24 protein-coding genes are annotated in these 24173 nt (G+C 71.1%); 8 read left to right on the forward strand and 16 right to left on the reverse strand.

What is annotated here, in order from left to right; genetic code table 11:
* Nucleotides 1-54 precede the first annotated feature (54 nt).
* Nucleotides 55-1368 carry a UDP-glucose/GDP-mannose dehydrogenase family protein gene (locus ABZX22_RS04640; protein WP_354906086.1) on the forward strand — a complete coding sequence of 438 codons (1314 nt, stop codon included), beginning with the start codon at nucleotides 55-57 and terminating at the stop codon, nucleotides 1366-1368.
* A 188-nt stretch (nucleotides 1369-1556) separates the two neighbouring features.
* Here ABZX22_RS04640 and purE read toward each other — a convergent pair whose 3' ends face one another.
* Together purE and ABZX22_RS04650 are read right to left on the reverse strand one after the other, a co-directional pair.
* Nucleotides 1557-2054, reverse strand: coding sequence for a 5-(carboxyamino)imidazole ribonucleotide mutase (gene purE / locus ABZX22_RS04645; protein ID WP_354906087.1), 498 nt, complete (start codon nucleotides 2052-2054; stop codon nucleotides 1557-1559).
* Nucleotides 2051-3202 (reverse strand): 5-(carboxyamino)imidazole ribonucleotide synthase, encoded by a 1152-nt coding sequence (locus ABZX22_RS04650; protein WP_354906088.1) that lies wholly within the window; start codon nucleotides 3200-3202, stop codon nucleotides 2051-2053. Before ABZX22_RS04650 ends, purE begins: the two co-directional genes overlap by 4 nt.
* Nucleotides 3203-3514: 312 nt before the next feature.
* Here ABZX22_RS04650 and ABZX22_RS04655 point away from each other — a divergent pair, with 312 nt between their 5' ends.
* A complete protein-coding gene (locus ABZX22_RS04655) occupies nucleotides 3515-4003 on the forward strand; it encodes a GtrA family protein (protein WP_354906090.1) in 489 nt (162 codons plus the stop codon).
* A 204-nt stretch (nucleotides 4004-4207) separates the two neighbouring features.
* Here ABZX22_RS04655 and ABZX22_RS04660 read toward each other — a convergent pair whose 3' ends face one another.
* The 9 genes from ABZX22_RS04660 to ABZX22_RS04700 all read right to left on the reverse strand — a co-directional run bounded on the left by ABZX22_RS04660 (nucleotide 4208) and on the right by ABZX22_RS04700 (nucleotide 11681).
* Complete coding sequence (locus ABZX22_RS04660; protein ID WP_354906091.1) at nucleotides 4208-5482, reverse strand: ATP-binding protein; 1275 nt, start codon at nucleotides 5480-5482, stop codon at nucleotides 4208-4210.
* A 3-nt stretch (nucleotides 5483-5485) separates the two neighbouring features.
* Nucleotides 5486-6154 (reverse strand): response regulator transcription factor, encoded by a 669-nt coding sequence (locus ABZX22_RS04665; RefSeq protein WP_043620820.1) that lies wholly within the window; start codon nucleotides 6152-6154, stop codon nucleotides 5486-5488.
* Nucleotides 6155-6611: 457 nt separating this feature from the next.
* Nucleotides 6612-7091 (reverse strand): bacterioferritin, encoded by a 480-nt coding sequence (gene bfr / locus ABZX22_RS04670; RefSeq protein WP_354906092.1) that lies wholly within the window; start codon nucleotides 7089-7091, stop codon nucleotides 6612-6614.
* Between the two features lie 18 nt (nucleotides 7092-7109).
* A complete protein-coding gene (locus tag ABZX22_RS04675) occupies nucleotides 7110-7289 on the reverse strand; it encodes a (2Fe-2S)-binding protein (protein WP_354906094.1) in 180 nt (59 codons plus the stop codon).
* Between the two features lie 338 nt (nucleotides 7290-7627).
* Nucleotides 7628-8224, reverse strand: a complete 597-nt coding sequence (locus ABZX22_RS04680; RefSeq protein ID WP_354906096.1) for an MBL fold metallo-hydrolase — start codon at nucleotides 8222-8224, stop codon at nucleotides 7628-7630.
* Nucleotides 8221-9306, reverse strand: coding sequence for an S-(hydroxymethyl)mycothiol dehydrogenase (locus tag ABZX22_RS04685; RefSeq protein WP_354906098.1), 1086 nt, complete (start codon nucleotides 9304-9306; stop codon nucleotides 8221-8223). The genes ABZX22_RS04680 and ABZX22_RS04685 overlap by 4 nt, the downstream gene beginning before the upstream one ends.
* 16 nt (nucleotides 9307-9322) lie before the next feature.
* Nucleotides 9323-10279, reverse strand: a complete 957-nt coding sequence (locus ABZX22_RS04690) for an adenylate/guanylate cyclase domain-containing protein (RefSeq protein WP_354906100.1) — start codon at nucleotides 10277-10279, stop codon at nucleotides 9323-9325.
* A gap of 9 nt (nucleotides 10280-10288) precedes the next feature.
* The gene (locus tag ABZX22_RS04695) at nucleotides 10289-10801 is read right to left on the reverse strand and encodes a PH domain-containing protein (protein ID WP_354906101.1); all 513 of its coding nucleotides are present in this window, start codon (nucleotides 10799-10801) and stop codon (nucleotides 10289-10291) included.
* 34 nt (nucleotides 10802-10835) lie between these two features.
* A complete protein-coding gene (locus ABZX22_RS04700) occupies nucleotides 10836-11681 on the reverse strand; it encodes a biotin--[acetyl-CoA-carboxylase] ligase (protein WP_354906102.1) in 846 nt (281 codons plus the stop codon).
* Between the two features lie 167 nt (nucleotides 11682-11848).
* On the opposite strand from ABZX22_RS04700, the gene fdhD reads away from it, so the two are divergent.
* The 3 genes from fdhD to ABZX22_RS04715 all read left to right on the forward strand — a co-directional run bounded on the left by fdhD (nucleotide 11849) and on the right by ABZX22_RS04715 (nucleotide 14512).
* The gene (gene fdhD, locus ABZX22_RS04705) at nucleotides 11849-12676 is read left to right on the forward strand and encodes a formate dehydrogenase accessory sulfurtransferase FdhD (RefSeq protein WP_354906103.1); all 828 of its coding nucleotides are present in this window, start codon (nucleotides 11849-11851) and stop codon (nucleotides 12674-12676) included.
* Nucleotides 12677-12760: 84 nt separating this feature from the next.
* On the forward strand, nucleotides 12761-13168 hold the full coding sequence (locus ABZX22_RS04710) for a peptidase inhibitor family I36 protein (protein ID WP_354906104.1): 408 nt from the start codon (nucleotides 12761-12763) through the stop codon (nucleotides 13166-13168).
* Between the two features lie 204 nt (nucleotides 13169-13372).
* Nucleotides 13373-14512 carry a DUF418 domain-containing protein gene (locus ABZX22_RS04715; RefSeq protein WP_354906105.1) on the forward strand — a complete coding sequence of 380 codons (1140 nt, stop codon included), beginning with the start codon at nucleotides 13373-13375 and terminating at the stop codon, nucleotides 14510-14512.
* A gap of 197 nt (nucleotides 14513-14709) precedes the next feature.
* Here the strand turns inward: ABZX22_RS04715 and ABZX22_RS04720 are convergent, their stop codons facing one another.
* The 4 genes from ABZX22_RS04720 to ABZX22_RS04735 all read right to left on the reverse strand — a co-directional run bounded on the left by ABZX22_RS04720 (nucleotide 14710) and on the right by ABZX22_RS04735 (nucleotide 20126).
* The gene (locus tag ABZX22_RS04720; RefSeq protein WP_354906107.1) at nucleotides 14710-15141 is read right to left on the reverse strand and encodes a GNAT family N-acetyltransferase; all 432 of its coding nucleotides are present in this window, start codon (nucleotides 15139-15141) and stop codon (nucleotides 14710-14712) included.
* On the reverse strand, nucleotides 15138-17762 hold the full coding sequence (locus ABZX22_RS04725) for a phosphoenolpyruvate carboxylase (protein WP_354906108.1): 2625 nt from the start codon (nucleotides 17760-17762) through the stop codon (nucleotides 15138-15140). Before ABZX22_RS04725 ends, ABZX22_RS04720 begins: the two co-directional genes overlap by 4 nt.
* A 64-nt stretch (nucleotides 17763-17826) precedes the next feature.
* The gene (locus tag ABZX22_RS04730; protein WP_354906110.1) at nucleotides 17827-19386 is read right to left on the reverse strand and encodes a hypothetical protein; all 1560 of its coding nucleotides are present in this window, start codon (nucleotides 19384-19386) and stop codon (nucleotides 17827-17829) included.
* A complete protein-coding gene (locus ABZX22_RS04735) occupies nucleotides 19362-20126 on the reverse strand; it encodes an ABC transporter ATP-binding protein (RefSeq protein WP_354906111.1) in 765 nt (254 codons plus the stop codon). The genes ABZX22_RS04730 and ABZX22_RS04735 overlap by 25 nt, the downstream gene beginning before the upstream one ends.
* 133 nt (nucleotides 20127-20259) lie before the next feature.
* Here ABZX22_RS04735 and ABZX22_RS04740 point away from each other — a divergent pair, with 133 nt between their 5' ends.
* The 3 genes from ABZX22_RS04740 (at nucleotide 20260) to ABZX22_RS04750 (ending at nucleotide 23105) form a co-directional block, all read left to right on the forward strand.
* Nucleotides 20260-21858 (forward strand): acyl-CoA carboxylase subunit beta, encoded by a 1599-nt coding sequence (locus ABZX22_RS04740; protein ID WP_354906113.1) that lies wholly within the window; start codon nucleotides 20260-20262, stop codon nucleotides 21856-21858.
* Nucleotides 21855-22055 carry an acyl-CoA carboxylase subunit epsilon gene (locus ABZX22_RS04745; protein WP_354906115.1) on the forward strand — a complete coding sequence of 67 codons (201 nt, stop codon included), beginning with the start codon at nucleotides 21855-21857 and terminating at the stop codon, nucleotides 22053-22055. The genes ABZX22_RS04740 and ABZX22_RS04745 overlap by 4 nt, the downstream gene beginning before the upstream one ends.
* Before the next feature lie 105 nt (nucleotides 22056-22160).
* Nucleotides 22161-23105, forward strand: coding sequence for an NYN domain-containing protein (locus tag ABZX22_RS04750; protein ID WP_354906116.1), 945 nt, complete (start codon nucleotides 22161-22163; stop codon nucleotides 23103-23105).
* A gap of 113 nt (nucleotides 23106-23218) precedes the next feature.
* Here the strand turns inward: ABZX22_RS04750 and ABZX22_RS04755 are convergent, their stop codons facing one another.
* Nucleotides 23219-24088, reverse strand: a complete 870-nt coding sequence (locus tag ABZX22_RS04755) for a winged helix-turn-helix domain-containing protein (RefSeq protein ID WP_354906118.1) — start codon at nucleotides 24086-24088, stop codon at nucleotides 23219-23221.
* Nucleotides 24089-24173 lie beyond the last annotated feature (85 nt).

Genomic DNA, 24173 nt, shown 5'->3' on the forward strand with positions numbered 1-24173 from the left:
CAGTGGAAGTTACGGGGACCGGTAACATGCCTTGGCGATGAAAGGAGCTCACTCGTGCCATATCGCCTTACGGTGATCGGAACCGGGTATCTCGGCATCACTCACGCGGCCTGCATGGCGGACCTCGGCTTCGAGGTTCTCGGCCTTGACATCGACGCGGACAAGATCCGCCGGCTGCAGAGCGGTGAGCTGCCGATCCACGAACCCGGTCTGGAAGAGATCCTGAGGCGAGGGCTCGCGTCGGGACGGTTGCGCTTCACCACCTCCTACGAGGAGGCCGGCGCGTTCGGCGACGTTCATTTCCTCTGCCTGGGCACACCGCAGAAGCAGGGCGAATACGCCGCCGACGTGTCCTTCCTCGACACGGCCGTCGAGTCGCTCGCGCCGTACCTGGAAAGGGAGTGCCTGGTCGTCGGCAAGTCGACGGTCCCCGTCGGCACCGCGGCCCGCCTGGCCGCCAAGCTCGCGCGCCTGGCGCCGGTCAACGCCGCCGCCGAACTGGCCTGGAACCCCGAGTTCCTGCGCGAGGGCTTCGCCGTCCAGGACACGCTCAAGCCCGACCGCATCGTCATCGGCGTCGCCTCCGCGCACGCCGAGAAGATCCTGCGCGAGGTTTACGAGCCGCTCGGCGACATCCCGATGGTGGTGACCGACTACCCGACGTCCGAGCTGGTCAAGACCGCGGCCAACGCGTTCCTGGCCACCAAGATCTCCTTCATCAACGCGATGGCCGAGGTGTGTGAGGCCTCCCACGCCGACGTGCAGCAGCTGTCCAGGGCGCTGTCGTTCGACGACAGGATCGGCGGCCGCTACCTCAACCCGGGCCTCGGGTTCGGCGGCGGCTGCCTGCCCAAGGACATCCGCGCGTTCATGGCGCGGGCCGGCGAGCTGGGCGCCGACCAGGCGCTGACGTTCCTGCGCGAGGTCGACGCCATCAACATGCGCCGGCGGGCGCGGATGGTCGACCTGGCACGAGAGCTGGCGGGCGGCTCGTTCCGCGGGTGCACGGTCGGCGTGCTGGGCGCGGCCTTCAAGCCGAACTCGGACGACATCCGCGACTCCCCCGCGCTCGACGTCGCCGTGACGATCGGGCAGCAGGGCGGGCAGGTCACCGTCTACGACCCGATCGCGCTGACCAACGCCCGCAAGGCGCACCCCGAGCTGTCCTACGGCGAGTCGGCGCTCGACGCGGTGCGCGGCGCCCACGTGGTGCTGCTGCTGACCGAGTGGCAGGAGTTCGTCGAGCTGGACCCGGAGGAGCTCGGCGAAGTGGTCGCCACCCGCAAGATCGTCGACGGGCGCAACGCGCTCAACTCCGAGGCCTGGCGCTCCGCCGGCTGGCACTACCGCGCCCTCGGTCGCCCATAGTCCCTCTCGTTCCCCGGGCGGCGGCGCACCCTGTGCCCGTCGGCCGACGGCTTTCCGGCCGACGGCTTTCCGGCCGGCGGCTTTCCGGCCGACCCTGCGCCCGCCGCCCGGCGGCTTTCCCGCCGGCCCTGCGCCCACGGGAGCCGCGGTGCCGGCGCGGCGATCCGCGCTCGGCCACGACCGCTGAGCTAGCGGCCCATCTCCGCCGCCTCGGCGCGCAGCTTCTCGCCCTTGGCGTGCGCCTGGTCGCGCAGGGTCTCCTGGAAGGCCTCCATGCGCCCGCGCAGCGCCGCGTCGGAGGCGGCGAGAATGCGGACGGCCAGCAGCCCCGCGTTGCGCGCCCCGCCGATCGCGACCGTCGCCACGGGCACGCCCGCGGGCATCTGCACGATGGACAGCAGGGAGTCCATGCCGTCGAGGTACTTCAGCGGCACCGGCACACCGATCACCGGCAACGGCGTGACCGAGGCCAGCATGCCGGGCAGGTGCGCCGCGCCACCGGCGCCCGCGATGATCACCTGGACGCCGCGGGCCGCGGCCTGCCTGCCGTACTCGATCATCTCGGTCGGCATGCGGTGCGCGGAGACCACGTCGGCCTCGAACGGCACGCCGAACTCGGCCACGGCCTCCGCGGCCAGCCTCATGACCGGCCAGTCGGAGTCGCTGCCCATCACGATGCCGATCATGCGTACTCCCCGGTGGTGAGGTAGACGGCCGCGTGCTTGGCGCGGGCCCGCGCGTCGTCGAGGTCGGTGCCGAGAACGGTGACGTGCCCGATCTTGCGCCCCGGCCGTACTTCCTTGCCGTAGAAGTGCACTTTGACACCCGGATCGTGGGCCATCACGTGCTCGTAGCGCTTGAAGATGGCGGGATCGTCGCCGCCGAGCAGGTTCGCCATGACGACGTAGGGCGCGGCCAGCGAGGGCGAGCCGAGCGGCAGGTCGAGCACCGCCCGCAGGTGCTGCTCGAACTGTGAGGTGCGGGCGCCCTCGATCGTCCAGTGGCCGCTGTTGTGCGGACGCATGGCCAGCTCGTTGACCACGAGCCCGTCGGCCGTCTCGAACATCTCGACCGCCAGCAGGCCGGTCACGTCCAGCTCGTCGGCGATCTTCAGCGCGATGCGCTGGGCCTGGGCGGCGTCCTCGGGGTCGAGGTTCGGCGCGGGGGCCAGGACCTCGACGCAGATGCCGTTCTCCTGGACGGTCTCCACCACCGGATAGCTGACGCCCTGACCGTGGGGCGAGCGCGCGACCAGCACGGCCAGCTCCCGCTCGAACGGCACGAACGCCTCGGCGAGCAGCGCGACGCCGGTCGCGACCACCTCGGCGGCCTCGGCCGCGTCGGCGCACACCCACACGCCGCGACCGTCGTAGCCGCCCCTGACCGCCTTGAGCACGACCGGCCAGCCGTTCTCCCCGGCGAACTCCTCGACGTCGGCGACCGTCTCCACGGTCCGCCAGGCGGGGCACGGCGCGCCGAACTCGCTCAGCCGCCTGCGCATCTCCGCCTTGTCCTGGGCGTGGACCAGCGCGTCGGCGCCGGGATGCACCTCGACGCCCTCGTCGGCCAGCACCCTGATGTGCTCGGTCGGGACGTGCTCGTGGTCGAAGGTGACGGCGTCGCAGCCCGCGGCGAACTCGCGCAGGACGGCCAGATCACGGTAGTCGCCCAGCCTGGTGTCGACGATCACCTTGGCCGCGCTCTCGTCCCGCGCGTTGGCGAGGACGCGCAGCTCGACACCGAGCGGGATGGCGGCCTGCTGCATCATGCGGGCCAGCTGGCCCGCCCCGACAACGCCCACCACGGGGCCGACATGCGAAGAGGTGCTGCTCACGTGCCCGAAGCATACCGTCCGGCGGAACCTCGGTCCGCGCGACCTGCGCGCCGGCGTGAGGGTGGTCGCGCGCCGTCCGTCGCGGAACGCCTGTCCGCGCGACCTGCGCGCCGGCGTAACGGCCAGGCGGCTCACTCGACCGCCATGAGACGATATTTCAAGAAATGCTGGTTGAGCGTGTGCGATGCATGGTGCTCTGGGTAGCTTTGCAGGGTCTTCGCGCCCGGCCGCCACCCGTGGCCGGTAACCTGGTGCCGTCGGAGCCGGCTCGAGGGTGCGGCTGGCGAACCCGGAAAGGACCGTGCAGGAGACGTGGAGTTCCTCAAACGCGCCTACAGCCGGGTCGTCCACCTGATCCATGAGCTCGCGAAGTTCGGGACGATCGGTGGCATCGCCTTCTTCGTCGACATGGGGGCGACCAACCTCTTCCGGTTCGGCTTCGGCTGGGGTCCGCTGATCTCCGCGGTGCTGGCCACCTGCATCTCGGCGACGTTCGCCTACATCGGCAACCGCTACTGGACCTTCCGGGACCGGGAGCAGAGCGGGCTGGCCAGGGAGTACGCGCTGTTCTTCCTGCTCAACGGGATCGGGCTGCTGATCGCGCTGATCTGCATCGGGTTCACGACCTACACGCTGGGCCTGCAGGACCCGCTCAGCTACAACATCGCCAAGATCGTCGGCGTCGCGTTCGGCACGCTGTTCCGGTTCTGGTCCTACAAGCGGTGGGTCTTCCTCGCTCCCGAGGACCCGCCCGTCGAGCCCGCGACCGGGCTGCCCGAGGCCGTCTCCCCCCGACGCTAGCCCTCCCCCGGACTCCGGCTGCCCGGAATCACCCGCCCCCGGACGTCGCCTCCCCGAAGACCCGGACGCCGGGCCCTGAGCCAGTCAGCCCCCCACGACCCGCCCTCCGGCGTCGAGCCGGTCTCCGGCGCACGAAACGGGCCCGGGTGCCGCCCCCTCCATGACCTGCCGTTCCATGGCGGCGCGCCCGGGTGTCGAGCGGGTTCAGGCCGGGCCGGTCACCACGCGACGGCTCGGGTTGTCGGCCGGGCGCAGGAAGATCGCGAACACCGCCGGCCTGCGGCGTACGAGTTCGAGTCGCCCGCCGTCCGCGGCGGCCAGCGCGCGGGCCAGGGTGAGCCCGAGGCCGGTGCCGCCGCCACCGCTGACGTTCCGTTCGAAGACCTTGGGCGCGATCTCGTCGGAGATGCCGGGCCCTTCGTCGGCCACCTCGATGACGATGTAGTTGTCGCTGCTGCTGGTCGACACCGAGACGGCGCCGCCGCCGTGCTGGATGGAGTTCTCCAGCAGCGAGGCGATGACCTGGCCGAGACCGCCGCCGGTGGCGAGGGCCTTGAGGCCGCGGGCACCGCCGAGGGACAGCGACCGGCCGGCGCGGCGGAAGGCGGGCTCCCACTCGGTGACCTGCTGGACGAGGACCTCGTCGACGGAGATCGGCTCGGCCTGGGCGATCCGCTGGCGGCGGGCGGCGGCAAGCAGCTCGTCGATGACCGCGGTGAGGCGTTCGGCCTGGATGATGGCGGCCTCGCCCTCCTCGCGGACGATCGCGGGATCGTGGGAGGCGGCGACGATCTCCTCCAGGCGCATGGTGAGCCCGGTGAGGGGGGTGCGCAGCTGGTGGGAGGCGTCGGTGGCGAACTCGCGCTCGCGGGTGATCAGGTCGGAGATGCGGGTGGCGCTGCGGTCGAGCACCTCGGCGACGCGGTCGAGCTCGGGGATGCCGTAGCGGTGCTTGCTGGGCCGAGCGTCTCCGGAACCCAGCCGGTCAGCGATCTTGGCGAGGTCCTGCAGGGGAAGGGTGAGCCGGCGGGACTGCACGATGGCGAGACCCACCGCGACCGCGAGTGCCGCGGCGGCCAGTGCCACGATGAGGAGCAGGCGAGCACGAACGTCTCGCTCCACCTGGTCCCTGTCGCGGCTCACCCTGACGTAGATGCCGCTGTCCGACTTGGCTTCCTCGTGCATGGAGTGGCCGGACGGCGGGGAGGCGCCGACGACGGTAGCCGTCGGCGGGTTGCCGTTCACATAGATCTGGATGTATCGGTCCGGATACTTCTGTTTCAGCTGCTGCGGGTCGAGCGGTGTCTCCTGGATACGGGCGTATTCCACCTCACCCACGAGGCGGGTCGCCTCCGCCCTCAGCTGCTGGTTGGCGTCCTCGACGATCAACCGGCTGACCACCACGCCCAGGGGCACCCCGAGCAGGAGGACCGCGATGACCGCGACGACCAGGGTGGAGGAGAGCAGGCGGCGGCGCACTGCCTACTCTCGCTCGAATCGGAAGCCGACTCCCCTGACAGTGGTGATGTAGCGCGGCTTGGCGGCATCGTCGCCGAGCTTGCGCCGGAGCCAGGAGATGTGCATGTCGAGGGTCTTGGTGGAACCCCACCAGTTGGTGTCCCAGACTTCACGCATGATCTGTTCGCGGGTGACGACCTTGCCGGCGTCGCGCACGAGGACGCGCAGCAGGTCGAACTCCTTGGTGGTCAGGTGGAGCTCCTTCTCGCCCATCCACGCGCGACGGGAGTCGGCGTCGATGCGGACTCCCTGGACGACAGGGGTCTCGGACGTGCCGCGCCGGAGCAGCGCCCGGACGCGGGCGAGGAGTTCGGCGAGGCGGAAGGGCTTGGTGACGTAGTCGTCGGCACCGGCGTCGAGGCCGACGACGGTGTCGACTTCGTCGACGCGTGCGGTGAGGATGAGCACCGGCGTGCCGTGCCCTTCGGCGCGGATCCGGCGGGCGACCTCGAGGCCGTCCATCTCGGGCAGGCCAAGGTCGAGAACGATGAGGTCGATGCCTCCCGACAGAGCCCTCTCGAGGGCCTGCGGGCCGTCGGGGCTCACCTCAACCTGGTAGCCCTCGCGGCGCAGGGCGCGCGCGAGTGGCTCGGAAATCGAGGTGTCATCCTCGGCGAGAAGTACGCAGGTCATGAAGCGATCGTAGGACCTTAGGCGATCGTTTCCCGGGCACAGCGCGCGGTTTGACTCGCGTTTGACCTATCTATTGACCTGGGCAAACGCTGATAAATGACGGCTAGTGCGGGTTTAATGCCCCACACATTCCCCGGTCTCCAGCGTCCGCTCTTGTCTGCGGTACGGCAAGCCCCCGTCCCTCCCTCCGGTACGGCAAGCCGTCCCACGGCCACCGTGGTCACCGCAGGCCGTCCGTCCTTCACGCCACTCCCGCGGACTCCGCTTCCCGCCGCTACGCCGTCCGGAAGCGCCTGGTTTGCCCGGACGGCTCGACGGCGGCCCGAGGGAGGCCGGACCGGCGTGTCGGGGCCGAAAGTAAAACCGACATGTCACGCACAGCAGACCCAAGGCAGCCGAACGCCCGCCGGAACGGACGTCACGGCGGGCGGGGCGGCCTGGTGCGACCCGGTGCGGGCTAGTCGGACGGCGGCTCGGCGTAGCGGGCGAGGTAGAGCTGCTCGCCCAGGCTCTGGATGAGCCCCAGCTCGGTCTCGAGGTAGTCGATGTGCTGCTCTTCGTCCTCGAGGATGTCCTCGAAGAGGCGGGCGGAGGTCGTGTCGCCCTTCTCGCGCATCAGCTGGATGGCCGGCTTGAGCCGGTTGACCACGCTCAGCTCGACCTCGAGGTCGGCCCTGAGCTGCTCCTCCACGGTCTGGCCGATGTGGAGGGTGCCGAGCCGCTGGTAGTTGGGCAGTCCTTCGAGAAAGAGGATGCGGTCGGTGAGCCTCTCGGCATGGCGCATCTCGTCGATCGACTCGTCGCGCGTGTGCTTGGCCAGCCTCGTGTATCCCCAATTCTCCTGCATCTTCGCGTGCAGGAAGTACTGGTTGATAGCGGTGAGCTCCGCGGTCAGCTGCTCGTTGAGCAGCTCGATGATCTGCTTGTCGCCCTGCATTGAACTGGGCCCCTCGTGCTATGCGGTCGGAATCAGGTCCTCGGACCGCTTCAGGATCGCACAGATCTTGCGAACGCAAGAGGCACAGTCGCTGCCGGCACCCGTGGTGTCGCGGATCTGCCGTGCACTCTTGGCGCCCGCGGCGATGCAGTCGTGGACCTCGTTCTCGGTCACGGCTCGGCAGACGCATACGTACATTGGGGGACAGACCTCTCGCAGGAACGGAGCCTTAAGGTTAGGCACACCTAAGATAACTCACGTTGGTTAGGCTTGCCTACATGAGGTGCGACACAGGCATAAATCCCCCATAAGAGGACATTGCTCCTCCGGGGATAGGTTTCGCCAGGTAGCGAGCCGGCTACGCAGCGCCCGGCCGGCACCCTTATGATCCCCGTCGGCTCTCGCGCGATCCGGCACGCATCGGCGTACCCGTCACCGGCGGCACACGCCGCCCCACGACGTCCGCGCCGCGCGGCGTAGCCTCCGGAGGGAGGTGCCGCTCCCCCCGGAGGTGTGGAGAGGGACTCAGGAAGCCCCTAGAAGGACGCGCTCTCCGCGCCGATGGTGGTGGAGGCGCCGTGCCCGGTGTGGACGACGGTCTCCTTCGGCAGCGGCAGCAGCCTGGTCCTGATCGAGTCGACCAGCGTCTCCCTGGAGGAGAACGACCTGCCGGTCGCGCCGGGACCGCCCTCGAACAGCGTGTCGCCGGTGAAGACCGCGCCGAGCTCGGGCGCGTAGAGGCACACCGCGCCCGGCGCGTGCCCCGGCGTGTGGATGACCTGGAGCTCCACCCCGCCCGCCGACAGCACCTGCCCGTCCTCCAGCGGCCGGTACGGCACCGCGTCGCCGTACTCCATCTCCCACAGCGGCTGGTCGGCGGGATGCAGCAGGATCGGCGCGCCCGTCAGCTCCGACAGCGCGGCGGCGGCGTTGATGTGGTCGTTGTGGGCGTGGGTGCAGACGATCGCCGTGACGGTCCTGCCGCCCACCCGCTCGGCGATCCTGTCGGCGGAGTGGGCCGCGTCGATGACGACCACCGAACGGGCGTCGCCGACCAGCCAGACGTTGTTGTCGACGTCCCAGGTGCCGCCGTCGAGGGAGAACGTGCCCGAGGTGATGACCCTGTCGATCACAGCGTCACCACCGAGCGCAGGACCTCGCCCCTGTGCATCCGGGCGAAGGCGTCCTCGACCTGGTCGAGGGCGATGGTCTCCGACACGAACCGGTCGAGCGGGAGCCGTCCCTGCAGGTAGAGGTCGATGAGCATGGGGAAGTCGCGGGAGGGCAGGCAGTCGCCGTACCAGGAGGACTTCAGCGCGCCGCCGCGGCCGAAGACGTCCAGCAGGGGCAGCTCCAGCCGCATGTCCGGCGTCGGCACGCCCACCAGGACGACGACGCCCGCCAGGTCGCGGGCGTAGAAGGCCTGCTCGTAGGTCTCGGGGCGGCCGACCGCCTCGATGACGACGTCGGCGCCGAACCCGCCGGTCAGCTCACGGACGGCGGCGACGGGGTCCTGCGTGCGCGAGTTCACGACGTCGGTGGCGCCGAAGTCGCGGGCCCAGCCCAGCTTCCGGTCGTCGACGTCGATCGCGATGATCTTCGAGGCTCCGGCGAGGGAGGCGCCCAGGATGGCCGCGTCGCCGACGCCGCCACAGCCGATGACGGCCACGCTGTCGCCGCGCGAGACGTTGCCCGTGTTGAGCGCGGCACCGAGGCCCGCCATCACGCCACAGCCGAGCAGGCCGGCCACCTCGGGCGGCGCCTCGGCGGACACCTTGGTGCACTGCCCCGCCGCGACCAGCGTCTTCTCGATGAACGCGCCGATGCCGAGCGCGGGGTTGAGCTCGGTGCCGTCCTTCAGCGTCATCTTCTGCGCGGCGTTGTGGGTGGCGAAGCAGTACCAGGGCCGGCCGCGCAGGCAGGCGCGGCAGTTGCCGCAGACCGCGCGCCAGTTGAGGATCACGTAGTCGCCGGGCGCCAGGCCGGTGACCCCCTCCCCGACCGCCTCGACGACACCGGCGGCCTCGTGACCGAGCAGGAACGGGAAGTCGTCGCTGATGCCGCCCTCCCGGTAGTGGAGGTCGGTGTGGCAGACCCCGCACGCCTTCACGGCCACGACCGCCTCGCCCGGCCCCGGATCCGGCACCAGCACCGTCTCGACGGTGACGTCCTGCCCCTTACCTCGGGCGACGACGCCCTGAACTTCGTACGGCATGCCGCTCATCATCCGCTCAGGACGAAGATCTTCGCAAGACATACGGCTGCACCACGCCGAGCCCTCGTGCGGGCCGGCGGCGAATCCTGTGCAGATCGACGTTCTCGCCTTCCAGCCCGTCGGCCAGCTCGGCGTCGATGACGATGGTGCCCGGCCGCGCGATGGCCGTCAGCCTGGCGGCCAGGTTGACGGTCGTGCCGAACACGTCACCCATCATCGGCAGCACCGGACCGTAGGCCATGCCGATGCGCAGCTCCCCCGTCTCGACGAGGTCCAGCGCGATCTCGGCGGCCTGCGCGGGCGTGGGCGCGGTGAACAGCACCTCGTCGCCCAGCGTCTTGACCAGCCGGGCGCCGTGGGCGGCGACCACGTCGGCGGCGCGCGACTCGAACCCCTCGACGAGCTCGGCCAGCTCCCGCTCCGACAGCTCCCTCGACCGCCTGGTGAAGGAGACGAGGTCGGCGAAGCCCACAGCCATCGACACGCGGGTGAGGACCCGCTCGTCGTTGATGTCGGCCATCGCGAGCAGGCGGGTGCCGGCGGCGGCCAGCTGGGCCCGCCAGACGTGCACGAGCACCTGCTCGAAGTCGGGAAGAAGCCGCTGTGACGTCTCCAGGATCCTGGCGAGGTCGCCGTCGGACGGCTTCTCGCCCGGCAGCAGCGCCCCGATCATGATCTCGGCCTGCCACTGGGCGAGCCGCGCGGTGGTCTGGCCCAGCGCCCTGGCCAGGCGGATCACCGTGGGCTCGTCGAGCAGGCCGCTGTCGAGCATCGTGCGCACCCTGCGCAGCGTGGCCACGTCGGCGTCGGAGAAGGCGACGGCGTCGTCGGCGAGCGTCGCGAACCCGAGCGCGCGCCAGATCCGCTCGGCCAGCTCCTGCGACACGCCCGCCCCGCCGGCCACCTCGCTCCTGGTGTAGCGGGCGGTGGTGCCGACCAGCAGGCGTTCGATCTCCTCCGCCGTGGGCCTCATCGCGCAGGTCTACCTTCCGTCGACGGCACCGTCGGAGACGTCCTCGACGGCGCGGAACAGGTCCGCCCGCACGTCCTGGATCTTCGGGATGTCGCGCAGCGCGAGCTGGCCCTGGTCGCTGGCCGACTCGACGGTCAGCGTGCCGCAGCCCAGGATGCGCTCGACGAAGGACTGGTCGGAGCTGACCGAGTTGACCTTGGTGAGGGGGATCTCGTCGGTCGACTTGTTCAGCACGCCGGTGCTGATCGTGAACCGGTGCGTGGTGAGCACGTAGCCGGTGTTCTTCCACTGCAGGTAGGGGACGAACGACCAGATCGTCAGCAGGATGACCGCGATGACGATCACCGTCGCCCTGCCGTAGAACGCGAACTCCCAGTCGCCGGGGATCAGGTAGAGGCCCGCGCCCATGGCGGCGAGGATGAGCACGAGCGCGACCGCGGGCCCGACGAGCCGCTTCCAGTGCGGGTGGAACGACCGGATGCGGCGTTCGCCCTGAGTCAGGTGGTGATCCGGGAGAGTCATGGCAGAAATCGTGGCACGGACCCCTCGCCGAACGCTATGACGACGGGCGAACGTGGACCACGTCCCCCGCGCTGAGCGTCTGCTCGCCGACCTGCAGCCGCCCGGACGGGTCGATGCCCGTGGCCGTGCCGGTCAGCGTGCGCTCGCCGGGCAGCTCCACCCGCACCTCGCGGCCGATCGTGGCGCTCGAGGCCTGGTAGGCGGCGCGCAGGCCCGCGGCGTCGGGGTCGCCGCCGACCGCGATCCAGTCGCGGTAGTGGGTCTCGATCTCCCGCAGGATGGCCCTGATCAGGGGATCCCGGTCGGTGCCCCTGGCGCGCTCCCGGTCGGGCTCGGCCGTGGAGGCGCCGAGCTCGATGGCGATGGAGGTGGCGGTCTCGACGGGCAGCTCCTCGGGGCGGAGCGAGACGTTCAGCCCCATGCCGATGATCACCGCGCCGTCCTCGATCCGCTCGGCCAGGATGCCCGCCAGCTTCCGATCGCCGACCAGCAGGTCGTTCGGCCACTTCAGCCTGACGTCCAGCTCGGCGACACGCCTGACGGCGGAGGCGGCGGCCACGCCGAACAGCAGCGGCAGCCAGCCCTGCCGGGAGGGCGGCACGCCGGGGCGCAGGAGCACGGAGAAGGTGAGCCCGGACCGGGGTGGCGCGTTCCAGGTCCTGCCCAGCCTGCCCCTGCCCTTGACCTGCGTCTCGGCGATCAGCACCGTGCCCTCCGGCGCACCCGCCCTGGCACGCTCGGTGAGGTCCGCGTTGGTGGAGCCGGTACGGTCCACGACGGTGATCTCGGTCCACAGGCCGCCGGGCCTGACCAGGGCGCGGGTGAGCGCCACCTGGTTCAGCGGCGGGCGGTCGAGGTCGGTGAAAGGTGAGTCGGACACCTGTCCATCCTCTCCCATCGCCCTGCGCCGCTGTATCGGGGCGCACCACAACCTTTCCCCAAGGTCGTGCGCCCTGACCACTCCGACGGACCTCCGGCGGCACCCTCACCGGCTCGACGGCGGGGACGGGGCGACCTCGGCGAACGGTCCTGCGTAGGGTACGAAAGGTGACAACGCCCACCACGCGCGCCCAGATCACCGTCCTCTCCGGGAAGACCGCCCGGGATCGGCGCGATCACCTCGCCACCGAGGAACCCATGGAGATCCGCGTCACCTCCCCGGGTGGCGAGCGCAGGACCGTGGCGATCACCATGCGCACGCCCGGCCACGACTTCGAGCTGGCGGCCGGGTTCCTGCACGGCGAGGGGGTGGCCGGGCGTGGCGAGATCAGAGCCATCGGCTACTGCACCGACGAGGACGTGCCGACGGAGGCCCGCTACAACACCGTCACGGTGGCGCTGGACCGCCCGATTCCCGACCTGCCGGCCCTCGACCGGCACTTCGTCACCTCCAGTGCCTGCGGGGTCTGCGGCTCGGCCAGCCTCGACGCGCTGCGCGACCGCTGCCGCCCGCTGCCGCAGGGGGAGCTGTCGATCACCCCCGAGATCCTGTACGGCATGCCGCACCGGCTCAGGGAGGCTCAGGGCGGCTTCGGGAAGACCGGTGGCCTGCACGCTGCCGGGCTGTTCTCGGCCGACGGCGCGCTGGTGGCGCTCAGGGAGGACGTCGGCCGGCACAACGCGGTCGACAAGCTGGTCGGATGGGCGTCCCTGACCGGCGCGGACCTGGCCGGGCACGTGCTGATGGTCAGCGGCAGGGCCAGCTACGAGATCATGCAGAAGGCGCTGGCCGCCGGCATCCCGATGGTGTGCGCGGTGTCGGCGCCGTCGTCGCTGGCGGTGGAGCTGGCCAGGGAGTTCGGGATGACGCTGGTCGGGTTCCTGCGCGAGGAGCGGTGCAACGTCTACGCCGGCAGGGAGCGCATCGCCCTCTAGCCATTCGCGGCCCCTTCTCCCGCAAGATCGGGTCATGTATGGTCGTGGCGTTCGCCGAAGAAAAGTTTCAGGTAAGGAGAGGTAATGGACAAGAAGCTTCACATGCTGGCGTTTCCCATCGCGGCCGTTGCGCTGTCCATCCTGCCCACCACTCCCGCCCACGCCGCCGACGGCTACGACCGCTGCCGCGCCGGCTACTACTGCATGTTCTCCGGCCTCGACGGCACGGGTGACATCATCGAGATCCAGGCCAACACGCCGGATCTCGCCGCTTTGAACATGGCCGACCGGGCCAAGTCCGACTGGAACCGTACGAGTTCGATCATCCACCTGTACTCCGAGGCAAACTACGGCGGCTGCTCGGCCGTGACCTCTCCGGGCGGCAAGGGCAACTTCTTCAGCACCTACCGCGACTTCTTCGACTCCGTCCGGATCGGTGGCCCGAACGGTCCCTCCTGCTACGAGCCCGAGGTCCTGGTGAAGGCCCACTGACGCAGGCGGAGAACGGCCCGGCATGGCGAGATGCCGGGCCGTTCTTCTGTGGGCACCCGTGGCGGGTGTCCGGGATCTCCGCGTCCACGGGCACCCGCGCGTCCCTGGCGATCCGAAGGGCGAAGGCGGGGACGACTTTGGTCGGATGCGCGAGGGCCCGAGGTTCGATGTGCCGTACCGCGGGCGATCTCTAGCGTCGTCGTCATGACGCAGACCGTGGCACCCCCGACCAGGCGCATCCACGAGATAGACGCCGTCCGCGGCTTCGCCCTCGCCGGCATCCTGCTGGCGAACATCGGCTTCTTCGCCGACCCCGGCGCCGCCGCCGGAGGCGCGGCGCAGATCCCCCAAGGCCCCGTGGCCTCGGTCGTCACCACTCTGGTCCTGACGAAGTTCTACGTGATCTTCTCCTTCCTGTTCGGCTACTCCTTCACCCTCCAGATGCGCTCGTGGGGCGACCAGGTCAGGGGGCGCATGCTGCGCCGCTGCCTCGGCCTGTTCGCGCTGGGCGTGGCGCAGGGCTTCCTGCTGTGGATCGGCGACATCCTCACCCTCTACGCCGCCCTGGGGTTGATCCTGCTGGCCATGCGCAACGTCCGCCCGCGAACCGCCGTCATCACCGGTGTGACGATCATCGGTGTGCTGACGGTGCTCTGGCTGGCGCTGGCCGGGCTGACCCTGCTCGACCCCGCCGCCGCCGCCGACCAGGCCGCCGACCCCGCCGAGGCCGCGAGGGCGCTGGCGCTGTTCACCGGGAGCCCGCTGGACTTCCTGACCTACCAGGCCGAGACCTACCCGATGCTGGCGCTGTTCGTCTGGCTCGGGCAGGGGCCGATGGCGATGGCGCTGTTCCTGTTCGGGATGGCGGCCGGCAAGTCTCGGCTGTTCGAGGAGCCGGAGCGGTGGGCGCGCCTGGTGCCGCGCATCCAGCTCTTCGGCTTCGGCGTCGGCCTGCCGGCGGCGGCGTTCTTCACCTGGTCGAGCACCGCGTCGGGGAGCTGGGTGCTGGTCGGCGTCGCGGTCAACAACGTGACGTCGCTGTTCCTGTCGGCCGCCTACGTGGTCACGTTGCTCCAGCTGGTCAGGCGCTTCCCCCTGGTGGGCACGGTGCTGTCCGCCCCCGGCCGGGTGGCGGCGTCCAACTACATCGGCCAGTCGGTGCTGATGTGCCTGGTCTTCACCGGGTACGGCCTGGCGCTGGCCGGCCGGCTCGAACCGATCGCGGTGATGGGGGTGGCCGCGCTGATCTACGCGGTGCTGGCGGCGCTGAGCGCCTGGTGGCTGCGCGGGCACCGCTACGGTCCCGTCGAGTACGGCCTGCGCGCCCTGACGAACCTGCGGTGACGCCCTGGGCGGCCGCCGCTGACCGGTGGCCGCCCTGCGGAAGGCCGCGCGGGCCCCGGGCGAGGGGGAAGGGCCTGGGGCACGCGCGGATCGCGCCCTGGCGTGCGGGCGCTCACCGCCATTGTGGTCCGGAAGCACGCCAAGCGTCCGCTTTTCCGGATATTTCGGTAGTTGCGGTTTTTCGCCGGCTCGGCTGGCTAGAGCTCCTTGCGCATGAAGACCACCTCGCGCGGCCCGATGGCCTCCACCGAGGTGACGGTGTAGCCGAGCCGCCGGTAGAGCGCGATGTTCGGGGTCATCTTGGCGTTGGTGATCAGCCGCAGCGCGGGCAGGCCCAGCGCCACGGCCCGCGACTCGGCGAAGGCGAGCAACCGTTTCCCCAGGCCCTGGCCGTGCTGGTCGGGCCGGACCGCCACGTTGTCCACGTACAGCACGCCGTCCTCGGGCACCAGCACGATCAGGCCGCGCAGGTCGTCGAGGACGAACACGTGACCGGCCGCGAGGTGGGCGGCGTAGTCGTCGTCCATCGGCTTGGGGCGGATGCCGATGACCTCCGCCCACGACTGGTAGGCGGCGGCGACGATCTTCTCGATGGCGGGCAGGTCGTCGGGATGGGCGACTCTGATCATCCGGTGTTCTGCAATCCCGCGGCGACGCCGTTCACCGACAGCAGCAGCAGCGTCGACAGCCGTTCTCGTTCGGTCTCGGTCAGGTCGTCGGTGGTCCGCAGCGCGGTGAGCGCGCGCAGCTGCAGGTGGGAGAGCGCGTCCACGTACGGGTCGCGCAGCTGGACGGCCCGCGACAGGACCTTCCTGTTCTCCAGCAGCCGGGAGTGCCCGGTCACCGACAGCACCAGGCGCCTGGTCCTGTCGTACTCCTCCAGCACCTGCGCCGCGAAGTCCGTCCTGCCGCCCAGAGCGAGGTAGCGGGCCGCGATGGACCGGTCGGTCTTGGCCAGCGACATCTCGACGTTGTCGAGCAGCGAGGCGAACAGCGGCCACTCCCGGTAGGCCGCCTGCAGCTCGCCGAGGTCCTCGACGGCGGCCAGGCCGCTGCCCAGGCCGTACCAGCCGGGCAGGTTGACCCGTGTCTGGGCCCAGGCGAACACCCACGGAATGGCGCGCAGGTCGTCGAGGGAGCGGGGGGCGCCGAGCCCGCGGCGTGCAGGGCGGGAGCCAAGACGCAGCGAGCCGATCTCCTCCAGCGGGCTGACCAGCGCGAACCACTCGGGGAAGCCGGGCGCCTCGGTGAGCGCGCGGTAGGCGCGCTCGGAGGCGGCGGCCACCTGCGAGGCCAGGCCGCGGAAGCGGGCGGCGGCGGCCGCGGTGCGCGCCCCGACGGTCGGCGAGGAGGCCAGCAGGACGGCGTTGGCGACCTGCTCCATGTGGCGGCGAGCGATGGCCTGGTGGCCGTAGCGGGCGAAGATGACCTCGCCCTGCTCGGTCACCTTGAACCGGCCCGCCACCGAGCCGGGCGCCTGGGCGAGCACCGCCCGGTTGGCCGGGCCGCCGCCGCGGCCGAGCGCGCCGCCACGACCGTGGAAGAGCCTGAGCTTGACGTCGTTGGCCAGCGCCCACGCGGTCAGCCGTTCCTGCGCCTCGTAGAGCTTCATCGTCGCCGCCGCGGGGCCGAGTTCCTTGGCGGAGTCGGAGTAGCCGAGCATGACCTCCAGGCGGCGGTCGTTGTCGGCCAGCCGGCGCCGCACCTGGGGCAGGTCGAGCATGCCGGCCAGCACGTCGGCGGAGTTGTCGAGGTCCTGGCCCGACTCGAACAGCGGCACCACGTCGAGGACGGGCGCGCGCTCGCCCAGCGCGTGGAAGGCCAGCTCGTGGACGGCGGCGATGTCGTCGGCGCCGCGGGTGAACGACACCACGTAGCGGGAGCAGGCGGTGGTGCCGAAGCGCTCCTGGATCCAGGCGATCACCCGGATGGTGGCCAGGACCTCCTCGGTGCGCTCCGACAGCGGCCCGCCGGCGCGGATCTCCTCCAGCGCGGCGGCGTGGACCTGGGAGTGCTGGCGCACCTCCAGCTCGGCCAGGTGGAAGCCGAACGTCTCGACCTGCCAGACGAGGTGCTGCAGCTCGCCGTAGGCCTGCCTGGCGGCGCCCGCCTCGATCAGCGACTGCTGGGCGAGGCGCAGGTCGGCCAGCAGGTCGGACGGCGCGCGGTAGGCGAGGTCGAGGTCGCGCCTGCGGGTGGCGCCGACGCGGGCGCCGACGAACAGCAGCCACTGCCGGTGCGGCTCGGACGGCGAGCGGGTGGCCAGCTCGGAGACCAGGTCGGGGTGGGAGTCCTGGGCGGCGGCCAGCGCCTTGCGCAGCTCGGCGGAGGGCGGGGTGAACTGGGCGGCCGGGGTGAGCGTGCGGGCGATGCGGGCGGTGGCGGTCTCCAGCGCCGTCAGCACGTGCTCGGCCTGGATGAGGACGGCCTCGCGGGTGACCTTGGCGGTGACGTTGGGGTTGCCGTCGCGGTCGCCGCCGATCCACGACCCGTAGCGGATGAACGGCCTGGCCAGCGGCGCGCGGGTGCCCGTGCCGGGGCCGAGGGCGGCGTCGAGCGAGCGGTAGACCTGGGGCACCACCCGGAAGAGCGTCTCGTCGAAGGCGGCCATCGCGGTGCGCACCTCGTCGAGCGGGTCGAGCTTGGTGTTGCGCAGCTGGGCCGTACGCCAGAGGAGGTCGATCTCCTCCAGCAGCCTGCGCCTGCTCTCGGCGCGCTCGGAGGAGCCGCGCCCCGGGGTGTTGTACTCGGTGAGCTGGCCGCTGACGCGCTGGATGGCGGTGACGACCGCGCGCCTGCGCGCCTCGGTGGGGTGCGCGGTGAGCACGGGGTGCAGTTCGAGGCCCTCGACCAGCTCGGCGACGCGGTCGCTGCCCAGTTCCTCGACGGCGGAGGCCAGCGACTCGCGCTGGACGGCCTCGCCCGCGTCGCGCTCGCGCAGGGTGCGGATGCGGTAGTGCTCCTCGGCCAGGTTGGCCAGATGGAAGTAGCAGGTGAACGCCCGGGCGATCTGGACCGCCCGGTCGATCTCCCATGCGCCTACGATCGCCGCGACGTCCTCGTGGGACACCTCGCCGCGGCGCGCGCCGATGACCGCTTTGCGCAGGCGTTCGACATCCTCCAGGAGGCCGGGACCGCCCTGCTCGGCGATCACCTGGCCCAGCAGCTCGCCGAGCAGCCGCACGTCGCGGCGGAGCTCGTCGGGCATCTCGCTGACGGCACTGTGGCGCGGGATGGCCTGGTCAATCATGCTTCGCACGATATCCACTCGTCTCGCGTGACTGGAGACCGGTCTCACCAAATGGACTAGACCATTAGGTGGGCCTGGAGACCGCCGCGAGCAGCTCCGGCATCCGCGGATAGCCCGCCCGGCCCGCCACGTGCCTGCCCACCCACGCCAGCGCGACGCCGTACGGCAGCGCCACGACGCTCACCCAGCCGGCGCCCAGCAGGACGGGCAGCGCGACGGGGAGGGCGAGCACGGCGGTGGCGATCATGGCGGCGAAGGAGGCGACGAAGGCCACCCCGCCCTGGCCCGGCGCCGCGCCGGTGAAGGCGTTGAGCCGGTCCGGCACCGTGTACGGCACCAGCACGCTGGTCACCGCGCCGACGCCGAGCCCGACGCCGAGCACGCCCCACGCGGTCAGCGCGGCGGGCGCCGCCCACGCGAGGCTGCCGGCGAACAGCCCGCCGACCACGGCGAGCGCCACCAGGACAGGGACCGCGATGACCGCCACGGCCAGGTGCCGGCCCGCCAGGTCGCCACGCAGGTCACGGGCGTCGCCGTAGACGACGGCGTTCATCCACAGGGACCGGCCGTCGATGCCGAAGCTGTTGCACTGCTGCATGGCGATCATCAGCGCCCCGACGCAGGCCGGGCCGATCGCGGCGCCCGCTCCGCCGCCCGAGCCCTGCCCGTTGATGGAGAAGGCCAGCACGCACGTCACCGCGATCGACGCGAACCAGCCGACGCGACCGCGCGGGTCGCGCCTGGCGTACTTCAGCTCCTTCGACGCCACGGCCGCCACCCGGCCGTCGGGCAGGAGCCGGTCGAGCAGGCCGCTGGAGCGGCGCACGGAGGCGGCCTGGGTGGAGGCGTCGGTGGTGACCAGGGCGCGGCCCAGCGCCCTGATCCACAGCCAGCCGAGCGCCAGGACGAGCAGGGCGAGGAGGGCCAGCTCGAGCGCGGCGGTCGCGCCGCCGTCGCTGATGGCGTGGGCGGCCCAGCCCGGCGGGGTCCAGCGCAGCACGGCGGCCAGGCTGTCGAGAATCGCGCGCGGGTCACCGGTCAGGCCGCGGTTGACGATCAGGTTGGGCAGCTGGGCCAGCAGCACGACGACGATGACGCCGACGGCCAGCAGGTCGCGGCCCCTGCGCGAGCGCAGCAGCCCGGACAGCGCGGTGGTGATCAGCCGGGAGGTGACGATGCAGAGCGCGAACTGCAGGACCACCGCCACGACGCCGAGCAGGAAGCCGCCCGCTCCGCGCGCGAGGCCCACCAGCGCGCCCGCCGTCACCACGAGAGAGACGATCGGCCACACGCCGGTGACCGACGCGGCGAACATGCCGGCCGCCAGCTGCCGCGTGCGCAGCGGGAAGAGGGCGAGCCTGGCCGGGTCCAGGGTGTCGTCGAGGCCGAAGGCCAGCAGGGGCACGGTGGCCCAGCAGACCAGCAGCCCGGTGAAGGCGATCACGCCGATGTCGGCGGCGATGTCCGGCGGCGCCGCCCTGAGCAGCGCCAGCAGCAGGAAGCCGCCCGCCGCCACCGCGAGCGCGGCCAGCAAGGAGAAGACGAAGCCGAGAATGCGCTGGGTGTCACCGCGCAGGCCGCCCGCGATCAGCCTGAGCTTCAGTTCGACGAAGAGCCCAACCACGTCAGCCCCTCCTCCCCGCTCTGCCGTACGCCGACGAGGTCGAGGAAGGCCTGGTTGAGGCTGCGGCCCGCGCGGACCTCGGCGGTCGGGCCCTGGGCGACGATCCGGCCGCCGCTCATCACCGACACCCAGTCGCACAGCCGCTCGACCAGGTCCATGACGTGGCTGGAGAAGATGACGGTGGAGCCGGAGGCGGTGTAGCGGCGGAGCACCTCGGTCAGGGTGTTGGCGCTGACCGGGTCGACTCCCTCGAAGGGCTCGTCGAGGAAGAGCACCGCCGGGTTGTGCAGCAGCGCGGCGGCCAGGCCGATCTTCTTGCGCATGCCGGTGGAGTAGTCGACGACGAGCTTGTCGGCGGAATCGGTCAGGTCCATGACGCGGAGCAGTTCCTCGGCGCGCTGCTCGACGTCGGCCTTGGGGATGCCGCGCAGGCGGCCGTTGTAGTGCAGCAGTTCGCGGCCCGACAGCCGCTCGAACAGTCGCAGGCCCTCGGGCAGGACGCCGATGCGGGCCTTGACCTGGACGGGGTCGCGCCACACGTCGACGCCGCCGACCGTCGCGACGCCGCCGTCGGGGCGGAGCAGGCCGGTGATCATGCTCAGCGTGGTCGTCTTGCCCGCGCCGTTGGGTCCGACCAGTCCCGCGAAGCTCCCCGCGGGCACCGTGAAGTCGATCCCGGCCACCGCCACCTGCTGGCCGAACCGTTTGAACAGGCCTTCTGTGCGCACCGCCTCCGTCATGCCCACCAGTCTGGTGCTTTGGGGGGCCTTGTGGGCAACCGTACCGCTTGGGAAGAATCACAGTTCGTCCACGCCGAGGTGGGCGCCCGTGCGGGTCTGGGTGTCATCGTGATCCCAGGGCTAGTCTTACGGCATGAGTGCCGCGCTGCCGTCCGGGCCCCCAGAGATCGACATCCACACCACGGCGGGCAAGCTCGCCGACTTCGAGCGGCGGCAGGACGAGGCCGTGCACGCGGGCTCGGCCCGTGCCGTCGAGAAGCAGCACGCCAAGGGCAAGCTGACCGCGCGCGAGCGCCTGGCGGCCTTCCTCGACGAGGGGTCCTTCGTCGAGTTCGACGAGTTCGCCAGGCACCGCGCGACGGCCTTCGGCATCGAGGACAACCGGCCCTACGGCGACGGCGTGGTCACCGGCCACGGCACCGTGGACGGCCGTCCGGTCGCCGTCTACAGCCAGGACTTCACGGTCTTCGGCGGTTCGCTCGGCGAGGTCTACGGCGAGAAGATCGTCAAGGTCATGGACCACGCGCTCAAGGTCGGCTGCCCGATCGTCGGCATCAACGACGGCGGAGGGGCGCGGATCCAGGAGGGCGTGGTCGCGCTCGGGCTGTTCGCCGAGATCTTCAAGCGCAACGTCCACGCCTCGGGCGTGGTGCCGCAGATCTCGCTGATCATGGGCCCGTGCGCGGGCGGCGCGGTCTACTCCCCCGCGCTGACCGACTTCATCCTGATGGTGCAGGAGAAGTCGCACATGTTCATCACCGGCCCCGACGTGATCAAGACGGTCACCGGCGAGGAGGTGAGCTTCGAGGAGCTCGGCGGCGCCCACACCCACAACTCCCGGTCGGGCGTGGCGCACTTCGAGGCCGCCGACGAGGCCGACTGCCTCGAGCTGGCCAAGGCGCTGCTGTCCTACCTGCCCTCCAACAACCTGGACGAGGCGCCCGTCTACGACGCCGAGGCCGAGCTGACGGTCACCGACGAGGACCGCGAGCTCGACACGCTCATCCCCGACTCGGCCAACCAGCCCTACGACATGCACACCGTGATCGGGCACGTGCTCGACGACGGCGAGTTCCTCGAGGTCCATGCCAGGTTCGCGCCGAACATCGTGGTGGGTTTCGGCCGAGTCGAGGGACGCTCGGTCGGGATCGTCGCCAACCAGCCGATGAGTTTCGCCGGAACACTCGATATTGCGGCGTCCGAAAAGGCGGCACGATTCGTACGGACCTGTGATGCTTTCAATATTCCCGTAGTGACATTTGTGGACGTCCCGGGATTCCTGCCGGGCACCGACCAGGAATGGAACGGAATCATCAGGCGCGGCGCCAAGCTCCTCTACGCCTACGCCGAGGCCACCGTGCCGCTGGTCACGGTCATCACCCGCAAGGCCTACGGCGGCGCCTACGACGTCATGGGCTCCAAGCACCTCGGCGCCGACATCAACCTGGCCTGGCCCACCGCGCAGATCGCGGTCATGGGCGCGCAGGGCGCCGTCAACATCCTCTACCGGCGCGAGCTGGCCGCCGCCGAGAATCCCGACGCCGAGCGGGCCCGACTGGTCACCGCGTACGAGGACACTCTGGCCAACCCGTTCCTCGCCGCCGAGCGCGGCTACGTCGACGCGGTCATCCGGCCCTCCGACACCCGGGTGCAGATCGTCAGGGCGCTGCGCGCGCTGCGGAACAAGCGGGCGTCGCTTCCCCCGAAGAAGCATGGGAACATCCCACTATGACGGTGCATCTGCGAATTATTCGCGGTGACGCCACCGCCGAGGAGATCGCGGCTCTGGTGGCGGTTCTCGCTTCCCGCTCCGCCGAACCCGATCGCCCGGCGGAGCCGAAGCGCGAAACATGGCGAAACCCGGCCAGAGCCATGCGTAAACCTCTCGTACCTGGGAAGTCGGCGTGGCGAAACAGCGCCTTGCCGTAGAGGATCCTGAGAAACGGGTGTCAAGTTCGCCGGGAGTTGGGACTATCTAGAAAAGTAGGCGTATATAGTCAGCCGATCAACGAGCACCGCGGCCTGGAGGACGACATGGCCATCCCAGACCTCACGCCGCACCCTGTCGCGGCAAAGTACGCCGTCCTAGTGGACGTCGGTTATCTCTATGCCGCCGCAGGTGAAGTACTGCTCGGCGCCAAGGAGCGCAAGGAATACCGGGTTGCCGCCGACGAGCTCATCCAATCCTTGCAGAAGCATGCTGAGCAACGCATTTCCGGGGAGCTCCTGCGGATCTATTGGTATGACGCCGCCCGTGACCGCGTGCCGACCGTGGACCAGCGGGTCATCGCCCAGCTCCCCTGGGTCAAGGTACGGCTTGGCAACCTGAACGCGCGTGGCCAGCAGAAGGGCGTGGACGCCCAGATCAGGAGCGACCTGGAGGCGCTGGCCCGCCACCACGCGGTGACGGACACGATCCTGCTGGCGGGCGACGAGGACATGGTGCCCGCCGTCGAGGCCGCGCAGGCCTACGGCGTGCGGATCCACCTGTGGGGCGTCGAGCCGCCGTACGGCACCAACCAGGCCGAGCGCCTGGTGTGGGAGTCCGACACCGTCGAAGTGATCTCCGCTGACTTCCTGAGGCCGTTTTTCAGCCGTGCGCCGCAGCCCGTGGCCGTGGTGCCGCCGGTGACGGCGCCGTCGCCCGCCCAGGTGTTCGCGGGCCGTACGGCCGCGCCCAAGCCGCACGTCAAGCCCGGCCAGGTGGCCAAGCTCGGCCCGTCGCGGCCCCGCGTGGAGGACGTCGGCGAGCACGTGGCGCAGAAGTGGATACTGACCCGCGGTCGCGACAACATCAGGGACCTGCTGCCCGGGCCGATCCTGCCGACGGTCATCGACACGGAGCTGCTGATCGAGGCGGAGAAGGAGCTCGGCCACTCGCTGCGGCCCTACCCCGAGGCGCGGGTGTGGCTGCGCGACGGGTTCTGGGCGCGGGTCTACCGCGAGTTCGACCTGGGAGTCGGAGTCTCCTCCAAGTAGCTCCCGGTGCCGCCGACCGGGTCGGGCGGCCCGGAGCGGGCTCCGGCGTTTTGCGGGATCCCGGCCGGGGATCCCGCCTGCGGACGAGGCGCGGCCCTACCGCCCGGCGGGGGTCACGCGGGGTTGAGGAGGGCTTCGGCGACGGTCGTGCGGGCGTACAGGACGTAGCGGCCGGTGCGGTGGGCGCTGCACAACCCCGCCTTCCGCAGCGCCGTCAGGTGCTGGTTGGCCCCGGGCTCCGACAGCCCGGTCCGCACCGCCAGCTCCCTGGTCGAGGCGGGCTGGTCCAGCTCGGCCAGCAGCCGGGCCCTGGTCGGCCCGAGCACCGCCGCCAGCGCGGCCGGCGGGTCCCTCCGCTCGCTCTCCCACAGCGTCGCCACCCCGCGGGGCGGGTAGCGCAGCGTCGGCTGGAACGGCGGCACCGTGATCGAGAAGATCCGCGGCCAGGCGAAGACGGAGGGCACCAGCAGCAGCCCCCGCCCGTCGAGCGGCCGCACGCCCCGGCAGAAGCGGTGCGCCAGGTGCAGCCGCTCGCCCTGCCAGCTCACGTTCGCGTCGAGGTCGGACAGCATCCGGTGGACGCCGCCCTCGGCCAGCATGCGGGCGCGGTAGAGCAGGTCGCCTTCCATGAGCGTGCGGATGCGCGGCCAGTACGGCTCGATGGCCGCCGCCCAGTACGCCCTGATCTCGCCGGCCAGCCGGTCCAGGCCCTTCTCGGGGTCGTCGTACAGAGCCCGCAGGCGCGGCGTGCGCGGGACCTCCCACGCGTCGAGCTCGGCGCGGACGTCGGCGGCGCGCGCCAGCATGCCCGCCAGCTCCAGCTCCAGGTCGGGCACCGAGGTGGCGGGCGGCGGGGCGATGAAGGCGACCAGCGAGATGGTCGGCACGGGCACGAGGTCCGACAGCAGCCGCCAGTCGACGTCGGCCAGCCGGCGGCGCACCCGCTCGGCCCACGGGCGGTTGACGCCCGCCGGCTCCTTCACCACCCTGACGCTCGCGACCACCTCCCACAGGGGCGAGAGGGCGAAGCGCGTGTTGGCGATGTCCTGGACGGTGAAGGTGAGTTCG

Source organism: Nonomuraea sp. NPDC003804, from assembly GCF_040610675.1.
GTDB lineage: Bacteria > Actinomycetota > Actinomycetes > Streptosporangiales > Streptosporangiaceae > Nonomuraea.